The 15,797-nt window shown below is 63.6% G+C and carries 13 protein-coding genes; 12 read left to right on the top strand and 1 reads right to left on the bottom strand.

The genetic code is table 11. The features are described 5' to 3' along the window. Window positions 1-615: 615 nt before the first annotated feature. The gene (locus BUB04_RS11820) at window positions 616-963 is read left to right on the top strand and encodes a hypothetical protein (RefSeq protein ID WP_073039735.1); all 348 of its coding nucleotides are present in this window, start codon (window positions 616-618) and stop codon (window positions 961-963) included. A gap of 15 nt (window positions 964-978) precedes the next feature. Here BUB04_RS11820 and BUB04_RS11815 read toward each other — a convergent pair whose 3' ends face one another. Continuing rightward, window positions 979-2,403, bottom strand: coding sequence for a sigma-54 interaction domain-containing protein (locus BUB04_RS11815; RefSeq protein ID WP_073039733.1), 1,425 nt, complete (start codon window positions 2,401-2,403; stop codon window positions 979-981). 126 nt (window positions 2,404-2,529) lie between these two features. Here BUB04_RS11815 and BUB04_RS11810 point away from each other — a divergent pair, with 126 nt between their 5' ends. From BUB04_RS11810 to pfkB, 11 genes are all read left to right on the top strand, one after another. Continuing rightward, window positions 2,530-4,707, top strand: a complete 2,178-nt coding sequence (locus tag BUB04_RS11810; protein ID WP_073039732.1) for an APC family permease — start codon at window positions 2,530-2,532, stop codon at window positions 4,705-4,707. Between the two features lie 4 nt (window positions 4,708-4,711). Next, a complete protein-coding gene (locus BUB04_RS11805) occupies window positions 4,712-5,434 on the top strand; it encodes a TerC family protein (protein ID WP_073039730.1) in 723 nt (240 codons plus the stop codon). 179 nt (window positions 5,435-5,613) lie between these two features. After that, window positions 5,614-5,856: a hypothetical protein gene (locus BUB04_RS20295; protein WP_073039749.1), complete on the top strand. Its 243-nt coding sequence runs from the start codon at window positions 5,614-5,616 to the stop codon at window positions 5,854-5,856. Next, window positions 5,853-6,080, top strand: coding sequence for a hypothetical protein (locus BUB04_RS11795; RefSeq protein ID WP_084076441.1), 228 nt, complete (start codon window positions 5,853-5,855; stop codon window positions 6,078-6,080). Before BUB04_RS20295 ends, BUB04_RS11795 begins: the two co-directional genes overlap by 4 nt. A 114-nt stretch (window positions 6,081-6,194) precedes the next feature. Next, window positions 6,195-7,625, top strand: a complete 1,431-nt coding sequence (locus BUB04_RS11790; RefSeq protein WP_245795181.1) for a mechanosensitive ion channel family protein — start codon at window positions 6,195-6,197, stop codon at window positions 7,623-7,625. 302 nt (window positions 7,626-7,927) lie between these two features. Then, window positions 7,928-8,992 (top strand): magnesium/cobalt transporter CorA, encoded by a 1,065-nt coding sequence (corA, locus tag BUB04_RS11785; RefSeq protein ID WP_073039728.1) that lies wholly within the window; start codon window positions 7,928-7,930, stop codon window positions 8,990-8,992. Further along, window positions 8,983-11,613, top strand: a complete 2,631-nt coding sequence (locus BUB04_RS19615) for a mechanosensitive ion channel family protein (RefSeq protein ID WP_218588439.1) — start codon at window positions 8,983-8,985, stop codon at window positions 11,611-11,613. Before corA ends, BUB04_RS19615 begins: the two co-directional genes overlap by 10 nt. Continuing rightward, a complete protein-coding gene (locus BUB04_RS11775; protein ID WP_073039727.1) occupies window positions 11,610-12,644 on the top strand; it encodes a TIGR00341 family protein in 1,035 nt (344 codons plus the stop codon). The genes BUB04_RS19615 and BUB04_RS11775 overlap by 4 nt, the downstream gene beginning before the upstream one ends. Before the next feature lie 16 nt (window positions 12,645-12,660). Continuing rightward, on the top strand, window positions 12,661-13,221 hold the full coding sequence (locus BUB04_RS11770) for a DUF2062 domain-containing protein (RefSeq protein WP_073039725.1): 561 nt from the start codon (window positions 12,661-12,663) through the stop codon (window positions 13,219-13,221). Beyond that, a complete protein-coding gene (locus tag BUB04_RS11765; protein WP_073039723.1) occupies window positions 13,218-14,843 on the top strand; it encodes an NADP-dependent glyceraldehyde-3-phosphate dehydrogenase in 1,626 nt (541 codons plus the stop codon). The genes BUB04_RS11770 and BUB04_RS11765 overlap by 4 nt, the downstream gene beginning before the upstream one ends. Before the next feature lie 8 nt (window positions 14,844-14,851). Then, on the top strand, window positions 14,852-15,790 hold the full coding sequence (pfkB, locus tag BUB04_RS11760; protein WP_073039722.1) for a 1-phosphofructokinase: 939 nt from the start codon (window positions 14,852-14,854) through the stop codon (window positions 15,788-15,790). Window positions 15,791-15,797 lie beyond the last annotated feature (7 nt).

Genomic DNA, 15,797 nt, shown 5'->3' with positions numbered 1-15,797 from the left:
ACTTCCGTGGCTACGTCGGTCGGCTCCAGGTCGAAGTTTGTGTTCTCCGTTTCTCGCCCTTTCGTCTGCGAGTGCCACAGTATCTCGACCATACCTTGCCGCTTTGACACGGTCTGGACTTCGTCCTTCCCTAGGAGACTCGTCGAGTCGTAAGGCCGAATCGCGTTCGTCATCCTGCGGACTGTGTGTTCGTCTCCGGTTGCTTCCCACCCCGCCTCACGGCGACGCAGTTACCTTCGACTACCGGGAGCGGGCATCTCCCGGAAGAGGACTTTCACCTCTCTGATCACGCCTGCTCCCAGGCGCACTAGGGGCGGGGTTTATCCCCGCCCGCTAATCACGCGGTGTAAGAGACACCCGAAGAAAAAATCGCTCAGTTTAGGTAGAATGAAACGCGACTCCGCCCTCTTTTCGGAACCTCCGGTTCTGTCGCTTTCCGGTTTCGGAATTTCCGAAACCGGTTTCCAGCAAGGCCGTTGAAGTCCGGCCCGCCGGATCCCTCTGCCCCGCCCGCCCTCCACGGCGAAACCCAATGTGGCCCGCAATTTGCCTCCTCATGATCAGCCCCGATGGAGAGAAGACAACCCGACGAGTCCCTGCGCGAGGAGACCGCCCATGGAATGGAAGAAGATCCTGTTCTGGAAAAAAGAGGCAAAGACCCAGACGCTTCCCAAGCCCACGGAGATCCCCGACGAGGTGGGCCGCTACCTGGTGGTTCGGCTGAAAAAGGACCCCGATTGGGTGTGGAATCTGAAGGCGGTTCTGCGTCCCAGGGCCGAAACCCCGCATATTTACGACGTGCGGGTCTACAGCGACGCCGCGGTCCGGTCCATGGGCCTGGCGGTGCGGGACTACCACAGTTTGGACGCCCACCCCGAAGCCGTACTCTTCGAAGGCTGGGGGGACCGCAAGAAGAGCATCGCCGAGGTTCGCCCGGTGAACGATGTGACGAGGGCCGCCTGAGCAAGGGCGCGCGGCTCAGCCCCCCGCCTTGCGGGCCGGGCGATAGTCCTCTTTCCTGAGATTATGGCGTTTCATGAGCTTGTGGAGTTGGCGGGGAGTGATCCCGGCGGACTGGGCCGTCAGGTTGATCCTGCCCTTGTGGTAGCGGAGCAGCTCCGAAAGGTAGGTCCGCTCCGCCTCCTCCACCGCGTGCTTTCGGAATTCGGCCAGTGTCATGGCCGGATGAAAGAGGGGCCGGACCACCGCGCGCACCTCCCCCATGATTTCCGCAGGGAAATGGGTGGGGGTGAGGGTGGTTTCGGTCTCCAGGATGAAGGCCCTTTCCATGACGTTTTCCATCTCCCGGATGTTTCCGGGCCAATCGTAGGCCAGAAAGGCGCCGATCACGTCGGGATGGATGTCCTGGATGGGCTTGCGGTGCCTTCTTCGGAGCTTTTCCAGGAAGATGTCGGCCAGAAGCGGGATGTCCTCCCGCCGCTCCCGCAAGGGCGGAATGTGGATGGGAAAGACCTCCAGGCGGTAATAGAGGTCCTGCCGGAAACGCCCCTGCTCCACCAGGGATTTGAGGTCCACGTTGGTGGCGGAAATGACCCGCACATCCGTGTGCAGTTCCTTTTCCCCGCCCACGCGGCTGAAGGTGCCTTCCTGGAGGACCTGGAGCAGCTTGATCTGGACCGGCAGGGTGATGGTTCCGATCTCGTCCAGGAAGATGGTTCCCTGGTCGGCGATCTCGAACTTGCCCAGCTTCTTTCGGACGGCCCCGGTAAAGGCTCCCTTTTCGTGGCCGAAAAACTCGCTTTCCACCAGGCCCTCCGGAATGGCCCCGCAGTGGACGGCCACGAAGGGCTTGTGGGCCCGGGCGCTGTGCTCGTGGATCACCTTGGCCAGCATGTTCTTTCCCGTGCCCGTCTCGCCGTAGAGCAGGATGGTGGCGTCGGTGGGGGCCACGGCCTTGAGCTGATCCATGACCGTCTGCATCTGGGCGCTGTTGGTCCGGACCAGATGGCGGTAGATGTCCTTCCAGAAGGCGTCCCGGGCGGCGACGGCTTCGCCTTCGGAACGCAGGGCCGCACGGGCCACGCTCCAGACGTTTTTCAACTCGGTGGGGCGGAAGGGATAGGTCAGGTAGGTGAGGGCCCCGGCGCGGACCATGCGGATGGCCTGAGAGGCCTGGTCGCGGGGAGCCAGCACCACCACCCGGGTCGACGGGTCCAGCCCCGCGTCCTGCCAGGGCGCGCGGGCCGTCCTGCCCCTTTCCATGGCAGGAGGGGGGCCCAACAAGGCCAGATCCATAAAGAGAACCGAAGGAACCTTCCGGCCGTCCGTCTCGGCGATCTCCCGGCGGCCGGCGAACCACTCCACCCGGACATCCTCCGGAGCCGCCGCCCGGATGGTCTCACAAAGCGTTGAATCCTCCGTTACCACTCCCACACGAAGCATTTGTCCATCGTCTCATCCACGCACCCTGCATCTTTTTTCCCGGTCGAACCCGGGTGCCCCCGCCGTTTGACTCACAGAACCTACAGCACCTGTGATAGAAAGACAACGGGATTCAAGGAGGACACCATGGCGGAACAGGGTCGATTCGGAACCTTCACCGGCGTTTTCACTCCCAACGTCCTGACGATTCTGGGCATCATCCTGTTTTTGCGCATCGGCTGGGTGGTGGGTCAGGCGGGCCTGGCCGGAGCCATGATCATCATCGTGGCGGCCAACGTGATTTCCCTCCTCACGGGGTTTTCCATCGCGGCCATCTCCACCAACATGTTCGTGAAGGGAGGCGGCCCCTACTACATGATCTCCAGGACGCTGGGCCTGGAGATCGGCGGCGCCATCGGCCTGCCTCTCTACCTGTCCCAGGCGATCTCGGTGGCCTTTTACATCATCGGCTTCACGGAAGCCTTCGTCAGCGTCTTCCCCCTGGCGGATCCGAGACTCCTGGCCACCGGCGTGGCCTTGCTTTTCGGCCTCCTGGCCTTCGTGGGAGCCGACTTCGCTCTGAGGATCCAGCTGGGCATTCTGGGAGCCCTGGCCCTATCCCTGGTGTCCGTTTTCGCCGGGTCCTGGGACAGTTGGACATCGCCCACCTTCTGGCCCACCCCCATGGGAGACGCCTCCTTCTGGACGGTCTTTGCCATATTCTTCCCGGCGGTGACCGGAATCACGGTGGGCGCCAGCATGTCGGGCGACCTCAAGGACCCCATGCGCAGCATCCCCCGGGGAACCCTGGGAGCCATCGCCGTCACGGCCCTGGTCTACCTGGCCACGGCGTTCTGGCTGGCGGTTCATGTGCGGGTGGAGGACCTGCTGACGGATCCCATGATTCTTTACCGGATCGCCAGATGGCCCATTCTCGTCCTGGCGGGGGTCTGGGCTTCCACACTCTCGTCGGCGCTTGGAAGCATTCTGGCGGCCCCCCGGATCCTCAAAGCCCTGGCTACGGACGGGGTCGTTCCCCGCATCTTGGCCCTTCAGCTGGGCAGCGCCACCGAACCCAGGATGGCGGTCCTTCTCACCACTCTGATCGCCCTGGCCGTCATCTGGATGGGCAACCTGGACTTCGTGGCTTCCATCATCACCATGTTTTTCCTGAACACCTACGGGATGATCAACCTGGCCGCAGGACTGGAACGGCTCCTGGGAAACCCGTCTTTCCGTCCCCACTTCAATGTTCCCTGGGTCCTCTCCTTCCTGGGCGCCATGGGGTGCTATACGGCCATGTTTCTCATCAATCCGCTGGCCACCGGAGCGGCGATCATCCTCAGCTACGGAGTCTATTTCCTGTTGAAGCGGCGTTCGCTGCGCCACGACTGGGGCGACATCCGCAGCGGCATCTGGCTGAGCTTGGCCCGTTTGAGCCTGATGGGTCTGGAGACCGTTCCCTGGCACATCAAGAACTGGAGGCCCAATCTGGTGGTCTTTCTGCGATCCCCTCAAAAACAGGAACACCTGCTCACCTTGGGCACGTGGATGGCGAAGGGGAGAGGCTTCGTCACCTTCTACCACGTCATCGAAGGCGATGTGGAGGCCCTGGCCGGAAAAGGCTACCGGGAGACGTCCAGACGTTACATGCAGAAGTATCTGACGGAAAAGGGGATCCTGGCCTTCACCGAATCGAGCATCGTGGAGGACCTCTACCGGGGGGCCGTCACGCTGCTGCAGGCCCACGGCCTGGCCGGTCTGGAGCCCAACATGGTCGCCATGGGATGGGCCGGCCGCCGCTCCGCCCAGGCGGAACAACTCCTTCTCATGCGCAAGCTCATCTCCCTGAAAAAGTCCGTGCTCTTTCTCCGGGCCCATGAAGAAAGGGGCTTCGGCACCTGCGGCCTCATCGACGTGTGGTGGAGAGGGCGGGACCGAAACGCGGAACTCATGCTGCTCATCGCCCACATTCTCCGGCAGAGCGAGCCGTGGCAGAACGCTCAAATACGCCTCCTGCAGGTGGTGGACAGGGAAGAAGCCGTGGAGGGAGTCCGGAACCACCTCCAGAAGATGCTCTACAAGGTTCGCATGGACGCGGAGCTGGTGGTCTTCACCAAGGCGGATCCGCGGCAGCCGTTCACGTCCGTGCTGAGGCAGCAGAGCGGGCAGACGGACCTGACCCTCCTGGGCATGCGGGTGCCCGAGCCCGGGGAAGCCCTCGGTTACGCGGAAGAGATCGACCGGACGATCCTACCCCTGGGGCCGGTCCTTCTGGTGCGAAACGGGGAAACGGAAAACATCCTGGAAGAGGAGACTCCTTAAAAACATGCTGTTCGAGAATTTGTGGACCCTGGAAAATGCGGCGGCCCTGGTGACCTTGACCGCCATGGAACTGGTGCTGGGCATCGACAACATCGTTTTCATCGCCATCGTGAGCGGCCGCCTGCCGGCGGGACAACGGGAAAAGGCCAGGCGGCTGGGCCTCTTCGGCGCCATGTTTCTCCGGATCGCCCTGCTTCTCACCATCGCCGCCATGATGCGTCTGACGGCCCCTCTCTTTCACCTCCTTTCCCATCCGGTGTCCGGTCGGGATCTCATCCTGCTGGCCGGCGGACTCTTTCTCATCGCCAAGGCCACCCACGAGATCCACAACAAGCTGGAAGGAACCGGAGAGGAAGCAGGGCGTAAGGGAACCGGCAAGGCCACCTTCGGAGCCGTGATCTTTCAGATCCTGGTTCTGGACCTCGTCTTTTCCATCGACTCCATCATCACCGCCGTGGGCATGGCCCGGCATGTGGGGGTCATGATCGTCGCCATCGTCCTGGCGGTGGGAGCCATGATGCTTTTCGCCGGAGCGGTCAGCGCCTTCATCGACCGGCACCCCACGCTGAAGATGCTGGCCCTCAGCTTTCTCCTGCTCATCGGCGTCATGCTGGTGGCCGAGGGCTTCGGAAAGCACATCGAAAGGGGCTACATCTACTTCGCCATGGGCTTTTCGCTCTTCGTGGAGCTTCTCAACCTCAAGGTGCGCAGGGCCTCGGGAACCTGAACCGCCGAGATGGCCCTCACCGCGTCCATCCATCACCGCACGCTTCACGGGCGGGGATGAACCCCGCCCCTGCCCGCGACGTTCGGCGGCTTTGCAGGGCCGGGCGTTGTTGGAGCGGGGAAGATGGGGTATGTTTGGACGGTGAAGATACCTACGATCGCCAATCCGCGTGTGACCCGATGAAGGTTCAGGGGTTATGGATCCTCAGTGAGATCAAGGATATCGAGGTCATTGCCTCAGGCCGAGGCGTGCATATCAGGCGATATCTGGAGCGCCACTACGGTCCGGGACGTAGGCGGAAGATGAAGGGTATCGCCGTCGTGCAACTTGCGGACGGAACCACTTGTGAGGCCGAAATTCACTGGTACGAAGCCCATGGAATTGGTCGCAGGGATTTTAAGATCAAGAGGTTGATCCGATGATTGAATACGTGGTTTGCATCAACAATAAGGACAACCCGGCAAGCTTGATCGTGGGTAAAATCTATCGCAAGCTGCCGGATCCCGAAGCGGAAGCGCATCATATGCTCCGCATACTGGATGAAGATCTATCCGAACCGGATGGATACCTTTATCCAGCATCCATGTTTCTTCCTGTGAACCTGTCGGACGAAACGAAAAAGATGTTGATGGCCGTTGGAATATGACCAATGTAGGGGCGAAGGATGATTCGGCCCCACGTCCCGCTTGCATTGAAAACAGAACGTGTTGTTTCGTGTAATCGCCCCATGAGCCGCCACGCTGAAAGAAGGAGGTACAAGGTGGGTTTGGTTTCGTGGATACGGAAGCCCTTTCGAACCCTTCTGGTCGTTGTCTTCGCCTCGGTGTTCCTGGCCGGTCCGGTGGGGTCCGCCTGGGGGCAGACCCCGATATCCGCTCCCGCCTCTCAGCAGACCGCCCCGGCCGACGGAAACGGAGAGGGGGCCCCCAAGGAGCCGCTGCTTCCTCTTCCCAAGGAAAAGGTGACGCCCGTTCAGACCGAAAAGATCGACCAGGCGGCCCAAAAGATCGGGGCGAACATCGATCGGATCAGCGAAAGAGCGTCCCGCCGCCTGGGCAAATGGGTGGATGCGAAGATTGCCTACGGCATCAGCTGGCTGAAGCTCATGGTCTGCGCCGGGCTCCTCTTTGGGGTGGTGGTCTTCGAGCGGCTGGTGCGTGCGCTGCTGCGCCGAAGGCTCCAGAGGCTGGAAGCGGCTGGGGAAAAGGACGGGTGGGTCTACCTGACCTTGGAAACCCTCCACAAGCCCCTCACCCTCTTCATCTGGGTCTACGGCGTCTATGCGGCCCTGTCCCCGCTCTTCGGCCACTTCCAATCCCCCGACGGCACCAACCTGGTCCACACGGTGGCCAGTCGGGCCGCCGACGTGGGCGGCACCATCGTCCTCATCTGGGTCATCTACCGGCTGGTGGCGGTGGTGGATGTGCGCCTGAAGCAATGGGCGAGCACCACGGAAAGCACCATCGACGACATGCTGGTCCCTCTGGTGGGCAAGACCCTTAGGATCTTCGTGGCGGCCGTGGGCGCCATCATGGTGCTCCAGACCCTCACGGGCATCGACGTGGGCCCGCTCATCGCCTCCCTGGGAATCGGCGGCCTGGCCCTGGCCCTGGCGGCCAAGGAATCGGTGGCCAACTTTTTCGGCACCCTGACCATCCTTTTCGACAAACCCTTCCAGGTGGGGGAACGCATCCTGGTGGACGGCTACGACGGGATCGTGGAATCCGTGGGGTTTCGAAGCATCCGGCTTCGGACCCTGACGGGACACCTGGTGACCGTGCCCAACGAAAAGGTGGTCAACTCCCCCATTGAAAACGTGGGAAAACGCCCCCACATCCGCTGGCTCACCAACATCACCATCACCTACGACACGCCGCCGGAAAAGGTGGAGCGCGCCGTGGAGATCATCCGCACCATCCTGGAAAACCACGAAGGCATGCACCCGGACTTTCCGCCCCGGGTCGTCTTCAACGGATTCAACGACTGGAGCCTCAACATCATGGTGATCGCCTGGTACCACCCGCCCGACTACTGGGCCTACCAGGCCTGGCTCCAGAAGACCTGCCTGGCGATCCTGAAGGCCTTCAACGAGGAGGGCATCGAATTCGCCTTCCCCACCCGGACCCTCTACCTGGCCAACGACGACCGCCGCCAGCTCAAGCTCCGGATGCTCCAAGGGGAAACCTCATGAGGGATCACGACAAACCTCGCCACCCCGCACGGAGAAAGCGTGAACCGGGGCCCATCTTTTCCCTGGGACCGCGGGCGTTTCGCCGGCATCCTTGCGGGCCGGAGGCTCGCGCTCCCAGGAAAGCCATCCCGCCATGCGCAACCACTCAGAAGGAAACGCGCCTTTCGGAAGCAAGACACTGTAGGGGCAAGTGATGATTCGCCCCTACAGACCGTGACCGCAAAGGATGAACATGGGGTAGATACGGACGCCTACAAGGGCTCTGGAATAATGCACGCTTCTTTTTCCCGGAAGGAAAGGCCATGAAAGAGGAAGCGAAGAGATCCGCCAAGCAGCCGGGGCTGCCTCCCGGCACGCTGGCCTTTGTGGGGAGGAAGCGGACCGAAAGCGTTCGCATCCGCGTGGTGGACTACGGCCGGGAGGTGCTGGAAACCTTTGACCTGGAACAGGTGGAGGACTGTTCCGACCTGACCCGCCGGCACACCAACCTGTGGGTGCACGTGAGCGGCCTCCATCGGGTGGGCGTCGTGGAACGACTGGGGCACTGCTTCCAGATACCACCCCTGATCCTGGAGGATATCCTCAACACGGGCCACCGCCCCAAGGTGGAGCTCTTGGACCAGGGCATCTTCGTTCTGCTCAAATTCTTCTCCATGGACCCGATAACGGCGGTCATGGAGGTGGAGCAGGTCTGTTTCGTGCTGACGGAAGAGGCGCTTGTGAGCTTCCAGGAAAGCGATCGGCCGATTTTCGAGCCCGTCATCAAAAGGCTTTCCAACCCCCGAAGCCGCCTCCGGCAATCCGGGCCGGACTATCTGCTCTACTGCTTGATGGATCTGGTGGTGGACCACTATTTCGTGGTACTGGAGGCCCTGGGAGACCGCATCGAGGACCTGGAGGAGGCCTTGTTCGATGAGCAGTGGAGGGAACTGCTGGACGACATCCACCGCGTGCGGAGACAGTGCCTGTTCATGCGACGCGCAAGCCTGCCGCTGCGGGAGGCGGTGAGCGTCTTGTGGCGCGAAGAGGGGTCTCTCATGAAGGAGACGACCCAGCCGTACCTGAAGGATCTTTATGACCACGTGCTCCAGGCACTGGACATTCTGGACAACCACAGGGAAATGGGCTCGGCCCTCCTGGAGGTTTATCTTTCCACCCAGAGCAACCGCATGAACGAGGTCATGAAGGTCCTCACCATCATCGCCACCATCTTCATCCCCGTCACCTTCATTGCGGGGGTCTACGGGATGAACTTCGAACACATGCCGGAACTGAAATGGCCGTGGGCCTACCCGGCGGTGTGGATCGTCATGATCGGCGTGGGGGTGCTCATGCTTTTCTACTTCAGGAAAAAGAAATGGCTGTGAAACACAAGACGCCCGCTTTCTCATCCCCTTTCAAACGTTTCGTCGGCCTTTTCCTTATGAGCCTCGTGGCAGTGATGTCGGTCGTCTCGGGGCCCATGCCCGCCTTGGCCCAAGCCCCCAACGATCAGGCACCGGCCGCACAGGACGCCCAAGCCCAGTACGAACAGCTGTCCGAATCGCTCACCAAGGCCATCGCCGCCGAAAAGGCCCTGCTGGAGGAACTGATCCGGAGACGGGAAGAGCTGGAACACCTGGAAAACTCCTTTTCCCGCGAGATAAGCGCCATCCGGCTCCAGATATCAGCCTTCGGCAACCTGCTCTCCCTTGCCACCGCCTCCCTGGAAGATCTGGATAAGGCCCAAGGAGCCATCAAGCAGATCGGGGAAACGGCGGCTCAGCGCCTCAAGGAACTTACCGAACGGCAAGCCGACCTGAACCAGCGTCTCAAGGCACTGGCGGACCAGAAATCCCTCAACGAAAAGCAGAGCCAGGATCTCAAGGCGCAAGGGGCGGCCCTGCCCGTCGTGCGCACCCTGCTGGAGCAACTGAAGGAAGCCCACGGCCTGCTGCAACAAAAGGAAAAGCTCCTTCAGGGGCTCCGGGAGAAGGTAGGCAAGCTCAGCGCCGACTGGTCCCAGATTCAGCAGGAAGCGGGAGACCTCCAGGAAAAGCTGGCAGTGCGCCTGGCGGAGCGAAAAAAGGAAGAGCTCTTCCGAAGAAGCCGGAACCCCCTGAGCGCTCTGAGCGTGGAGGCGGTGCGGGAGGAGGTGGAGCGGCTGGCCCTTCTCAGCACGCGCCCCCTTTCCCCCGGCTTCTGGATGGACCAGGGGCGGTTTCTTTGGAAGACGGGCGGGATTCTCCTGATCACGTCCCTTTTGGTCTTCGCCGCGGTGGAGGTGGTCCTGTTCCGGCTCAGGTCCCTGTGCCAGGCCCACGCCTCGGCCCCGCTGCGGAGGGAAAAGGTTTGGTATTGCATCACCGTGAGACTCATGGCCCGCTCCCTTCCTCTGGCGGGGGCCGTCATCTTCGCCTACGGCTACGGCCTGGCCCGCGGCCTCTACACCACCTTTCCGCCGCTACAGATCCTGGTGCAGGCCCTGCTGCTGTGGCTCCTCACGTCCTGGGGGATCCACTTTCTGGCTCTCCTGAAGGAACACTACGATTCGCCCCTGGCCTCCTTCGTGCGGCCCCGCGTCCGGCTGGCCCTCTCCCTGGGCCGCTGGCTGGTCCTGTCCCACCTGTGCCTGCAGGCGGTCCTGGGTGGCTCCAGCACCCTGCTCCTCCTCTACCGATTTGCCCTGGAAGTACTTTTCCTCGCCTGGGCCCTGGCCCTTGGCCGCGGCATGGTGCGGCGGGCGAGCGGCGCGGCCGCGGAAGGATCTCCAAGGGCCCGCCGTCTGGCCACCGTTTCCGCCGTGGGGCTTTACACGGTGGCCGGGGCGGGAGTATTGCTGGAGCTGGCCGGCTACGGGCTGCTGGCCACCGTCTGGTACGCCGGGTGGGGACGCACGGCCGCCGTGGCCCTCTGGCTCTTCGTCTGCTACAAGGCCCTGGGGGAGTGGGAGGATGCCTCCGAGACGGCGGCGGCCTTCGCCGCCGGGGACGAGGACACCCGGCGCTCCTTTCAGTGGCTCCTGGTGCGGATTTTGTGGGTCGTCTGGCTCTTTTCAGGCGTCGTGGGGACCCTGGTCGCCTGGGGGGCCAAGCAGGCCGTGATCCTCACCTTCTTCCGGATACTCGACACGCCGGTTCCCATCGGAGGACTCACCTTCCGGTTGAGCGGCCTGGTTTACGCGCTGCTCATCCTGGCGGTGACCCATGCGGGATCGCGCCTCTTCAAGAACCTGCTACGAAGCCGCGTCTTTCGCCACAGCGGCCTGGAGGTGGGCCTCCAGGAATCCATCACCACCATCAGCGGGTACGTTCTCTGGTTCCTGGGGGTCCTGGCCGCCTTGAACGCCCTGGGCTTCAGCGGCACGTCCCTCACCGTGGCCTTCGGCGCCCTGGGCGTTGGCCTGGGCTTCGGGCTGCAGAACATCTTCAACAACTTCATCAGCGGGCTGATTCTCCTGTTCGAACGGCCTATCCAGGTGGGGGACGCCATCGAGGTGGACGGCATCTGGGGGGAAGTCAAAAAGATCAACGTGCGCTCCACCGTCATCCAGACCTGGGACAACGCCTCGCTCATCATCCCCAATTCGGAATTCATCAGCGGCCGGGTGACCAACTGGAGTTTCAAGGACATGCGGCTTCGGCGAAACATCGACGTGGGCGTGGCCTACGGTTCCGACGTGGAACTGGTGCGACGAACGCTCCTGGAAGTCGCCGACAAGCATCCGCGCGTTTTCAAGAAACCGGAACCCAGCGTTCTTTTTCTCGATTTCGGAGACAGCGCGCTCCTCTTCCGGCTACGGGTCTGGACCACCATCGATGCCTGCATCCAGGTGGAGACGGACATCCGCTTCGAGATCGACCGCCTCTTCCGGGAGCGGGGGATCGAGATCCCCTTCCCGCAAAGGGACATCCACATCCGGTCGGTGGTCTCAAGCTTTGAGTCCGCCGTCGAGGGGGGCAGGGACCGGCGCGCCCGGACCGAGAAGGAGGAGGGGGAAGATCCATGAGGCTGGTGGAGATGACCCTTCCCCGGGACGTGTGCGACTTCGCCCTGCAGACCCTCCGGGATGCGGGCTTCAAGGATGCCTTTGCGGCCCCTCTGGACCACCAACTGGCGCTGGTGCGCGTGGTTGCAAGCCCCGAAGCGGTGGAACCCCTCCTGGAGATGATCAACCGGAACTACGAGGCTCTGCCCGAATTCCGAGCCTGGGTGCTGGAGGTGGAAGCGGTGCTCCCCCGGGAGGAAGAAGAGCCGAAGGCGGGAGCCGATCCCCGGCCGGAACCGGGCCGCCGGTTCTGGGACAGCCGCCTCCTTCGGATCAGCCGGGAAGAACTCTACACGGACGTTTCCCAGGCCACCGTCCCCAACCTGGCCTATGTGGTTCTCGTGGTCCTTTCCGTGGTGGTGGCCACTGTGGGCATGGTGCGCGGGAGTCAGGTGGTGGTTTTGGGCGCCATGGTCATCGCCCCGCTGCTGAGTCCCAACGTGGCACTGGCCATGGCCACCACGTTGGGCGACGGCGCGTTAGCCTTGTCCGCCGTGTCAAGTCTGGCCATCGGGACGGCGGCGGCCGTGGCGAGCGCGGCCGCCTTCGGCCTGTTTCTGCAGGCGGATCCCGGTCTTCCGGAAATCGCCTCCAGGACCTACGTGACCCTGAGCGACGTGGTGCTGGCTCTCGCCTCGGGGGCCGCCGGGGCCCTGGCCATGACCACCGGGATGGCTTCCGCCCTGGTGGGCGTCATGGTGGCTGTGGCCCTGCTGCCGCCCCTGACCGCCTGCGGTCTGCTGCTGGGATCCGGACATACGGCCCACGCCTGGCGGGCGGCCCTGCTCTTTTGCGCCAATCTCATCGGCATCAACCTGTCCTGCGTACTCTGTTTTTGGGTGATGGGCATCCGCCCGTCCCTGTGGTGGGAGCAGGAAAAAGCGCGGAACGCGCGGATCTGGGCGGCCCTGGTGTGGGCGGCCCTGATGGTGCTTCTCCTGGTGCTCATCTGGCACACCAAGACCCCCCTGCCGGCCGAGGAGGCCCCGTGAGGAAGAAGACCGGGCCATGAACCAAAAGCTTCGCCGATTCTACGACCGCTTCGTCCGGATCCACGGCGATCCCCACGAAATCGCTCTGGGATTCGCCTTGGGCATCCTGGTGGGCATGACGCCCACCCTGGGCGTGCAGATGGTCCTGGCCGCCTTCCTGGCGGCCGTGCTTGGCTGGAACAAGATCGCCGCCGCAGCGGGGGTCTGGATCACCAACCCCGTGACCGCCCCCCTCATCTATTCCCTCAACTACTGGGTGGGAGCCCGCCTGCTGAGCCTGGGAAAGGCCGTTCACCACGGCGCGGCCCTGCAGACCAAGGGCTTCGTCTATGTTCTCACGAAGGCGCCCCACGTGCTGGGCGCCATGGCCCTGGGAGGCCTCGTGGTGGGGCTCCCCCTGGCGGTTCTGGGCTACTGGCTGGCGCTTCGCGCCGTCACGGGTTACCGGGAGAAGGTGAAGACGCGGATCAGCCGGGCCCGCGAGCGCCTGCGCCACGAACGGGCCGCCAGGAAAGCGCAACGCCGCGAGGGGGCGGCGGGGAAGGGCCCCGCGGACAAGAAAGGAGTTGCCCCATGAACCCGTCCAAGGACCTGGAAGACCTGGTCCTCACATCCGAGGACCAAATCCCCGAACCGTTCCGGCCGTCCTTCACGGATCAACGGATCTATCTGTGCGACGGTCGCATGATCCCGTGGTCGGGCCCCCAGACCCCCGTGTCGTCCCCCATCCACATGGCGGGGGACGGCGGGAGCCCCGAACCCGTGAGCCTGGGCCACGTTCCCGACCTGGACGCGGACCGGGCCCTGGAATGCCTGGAAGCCGCCCACCGCGCCTACGACCACGGACGAGGCCCCTGGCCCACCCTGCCCGTTGCGGAACGCCTGGGCCACATGGAGGACTTCGTCCACCGCATGGTGGCCCGAAAAGACCCGGTGGTTCGGCTCATCATGTGGGAAATCTGCAAGAGCCGAAAAGACGCGGAAAAGGAATTCACGCGGACGGTCCAGTATATCCGGGACACCATCGACGCCCTGAAAGACCTGGACCGGGCGTCTTCCCGGTTCGTCTTCCAGGAAGGCCTCCTGGCCCAGATCCGCCGCGCCCCCCTGGGGGTGGCCCTGTGCATGGGACCCTTCAACTACCCGCTGAACGAAACCTTCGCCACCCTCATCCCGGCGCTCCTCATGGGAAACACGGTGGTCTTCAAGCCGCCCAAGCACGGCTGTCTCCTCTACGAACCGCTCCTGGAAGCCTTTCGGGACGCCTTCCCGCCGGGGGTGGTGAATATGGTCACGGGATCCGGATCCCGGGTGATCCCGCCGCTCATGGAATCGGGCAAGGTGAACGTCTTCGCCTTCATCGGCACCAGCCGGGTGGCCAACTCCCTGAGGCAACGCCACCCCAAGCTGAACCGGTTGCGGTGCGTCCTGGGCCTGGAAGCCAAAAACCCGGCCATCATCCTGCCGGACGCGGACCTGGAGGTGACCGTCCGGGAATGCGTCCTGGGCGGCCTTTCGTTCAACGGGCAGCGGTGCACGGCCCTGAAGATCTTCTTTGTGCACAAGTCCCTGGCGGAAAGGTTCGTGAGGGATTTGAGCGACGCCGTCTCCTCCGTGCCCGTGGGGCTGCCGTGGGAAGACCCCGTGATCACGCCCCTGGCGGAACCGGGAAAACCCGACTATCTGGCGTCCCTCATCGACGATGCCCTGGCCCTGGGCGCCCGCGTCACCAACGATGGGGGCGGATCCCGGCATTACTCCGCCTTCCGGCCTGCGGTGGTCTACCCGGTGGACGCCCGGATGCGGCTCTTCCACGAAGAACAGTTCGGACCCGTGCTGCCCGTGGTTCCCTACGAAGACCTGGAAGAACCGGTGCGGGCCGTGATCGAATCCCCCTACGGCCAACAGCTGAGCCTCTTCGGAACCGACCCCGAGCGGATGGCCCGACTCATCGACCCCCTGGTCAACCAGGTGTGCCGTGTCAACCTCAATTGCCAGTGCCAGAGGGGGCCGGACACGTTTCCCTTCACCGGACGGAAGGACAGCGCCGAATCGACCCTTTCGGTGGCCGACGCCCTGAGGGCCTTTTCCATCCGCACCCTGGTGGCCGCCCGGGACGACGAAGCCGACAAGGCCCTCATCCGAACCATCCTGCGGGAGCGCCTGTCGCGCTTCCTTTCCACGGACTTTCTGCTTTGAGGTGACCCATGATCTACACCGTGACGCTCAACCCCGCCCTGGACCGAACGCTGGTGGTGGACCGGCTCGTGGAAGACGACACCGTGCGGATCCGAAAGGAGACCTACTACGCGGGCGGCAAGGGGATCGACGTCTCCCGGGTCATCCGGGAGCTGGAAGGCCACAGCGTGGCCCTGGGCTTCGTGGGCGGCTACGACGGGTCCCACCTGGAGGGGCTGCTCATCAATGCGGGCGTGCTCACCGACTTCGTGCGCATCGGCGGGGAAACCCGCACCAACATCATCGTGAAGGAAGCGGAAACAGGGCGACAGTTCGTCTTGAGCGCCGGTGGCCCCGAGGTGCGGGCGGCGGAGATCGGGGAGCTCTACCACCAGATCCTCCGGCTGCCGGACATGGAGTACATGGTCCTGAGCGGCAGCCTGCCCCGCGGGGTTTCTCCCAACGTGTACGGCCAGCTGGTGCTGGCGGCCCGGAAGAAGGGGGCGTTCGTCATGCTGGACGCCGACGGGGAGGCGCTTCGGGAGGCCCTGAACTACCGGCCCCACTGCATCAAGCCAAACCGGCACGAACTGAGCCGCCTGGTGGGCCGGGACGTCTCCTCCCAAGAGGAGATCCTGGCCGCGTGCCGGGAGATCCACCGCCGGGGCGTGCCCTTGGTGCTGGTTTCCCGCGGAAAGGACGGCCTGATCCTTTCCGGTGCGGAGGGACCTGCCATTCAGGCCGTAGGCCCCGCGGTGCAGGTGGATTCCACGGTGGGGGCGGGCGATTCCGCGGTGGCCGGCTTCATCCTGGCCCATTCCAGACGGCAGAGCCTGGAAGAGTGCGTTCGTCTGGCCTGCGCCGCCGGCACGGCCACCGCCATGACCCCCGGCACCGAACTCTGCCACCGCCAGACCGTGGAAGAGCTCCTTCCCCAAATCGCCGTGGAGGTCCTACCGCCGCAGTGAGCGCCGC

It is taken from the genome of Desulfacinum infernum DSM 9756, from assembly GCF_900129305.1.
Lineage (GTDB): Bacteria > Desulfobacterota > Syntrophobacteria > Syntrophobacterales > DSM-9756 > Desulfacinum > Desulfacinum infernum.
This window is presented reverse-complemented; position numbering and strand designations above follow the sequence as displayed.

Coding starts and splice junctions, on each gene's coding strand:
- BUB04_RS11820 (WP_073039735.1), top strand. CDS start 616: ATGGAATGGAAGAAGATCCTGTTCTGGAAAAAAGAGGCAAAGACCCAG.
- BUB04_RS11815 (WP_073039733.1), bottom strand. CDS start 2,403: ATGCTTCGTGTGGGAGTGGTAACGGAGGATTCAACGCTTTGTGAGACC.
- BUB04_RS11810 (WP_073039732.1), top strand. CDS start 2,530: ATGGCGGAACAGGGTCGATTCGGAACCTTCACCGGCGTTTTCACTCCC.
- BUB04_RS11805 (WP_073039730.1), top strand. CDS start 4,712: ATGCTGTTCGAGAATTTGTGGACCCTGGAAAATGCGGCGGCCCTGGTG.
- BUB04_RS20295 (WP_073039749.1), top strand. CDS start 5,614: ATGAAGGTTCAGGGGTTATGGATCCTCAGTGAGATCAAGGATATCGAG.
- BUB04_RS11795 (WP_084076441.1), top strand. CDS start 5,853: ATGATTGAATACGTGGTTTGCATCAACAATAAGGACAACCCGGCAAGC.
- corA (WP_073039728.1), top strand. CDS start 7,928: ATGAAAGAGGAAGCGAAGAGATCCGCCAAGCAGCCGGGGCTGCCTCCC.
- BUB04_RS19615 (WP_218588439.1), top strand. CDS start 8,983: ATGGCTGTGAAACACAAGACGCCCGCTTTCTCATCCCCTTTCAAACGT.
- BUB04_RS11775 (WP_073039727.1), top strand. CDS start 11,610: ATGAGGCTGGTGGAGATGACCCTTCCCCGGGACGTGTGCGACTTCGCC.
- BUB04_RS11770 (WP_073039725.1), top strand. CDS start 12,661: ATGAACCAAAAGCTTCGCCGATTCTACGACCGCTTCGTCCGGATCCAC.
- BUB04_RS11765 (WP_073039723.1), top strand. CDS start 13,218: ATGAACCCGTCCAAGGACCTGGAAGACCTGGTCCTCACATCCGAGGAC.
- pfkB (WP_073039722.1), top strand. CDS start 14,852: ATGATCTACACCGTGACGCTCAACCCCGCCCTGGACCGAACGCTGGTG.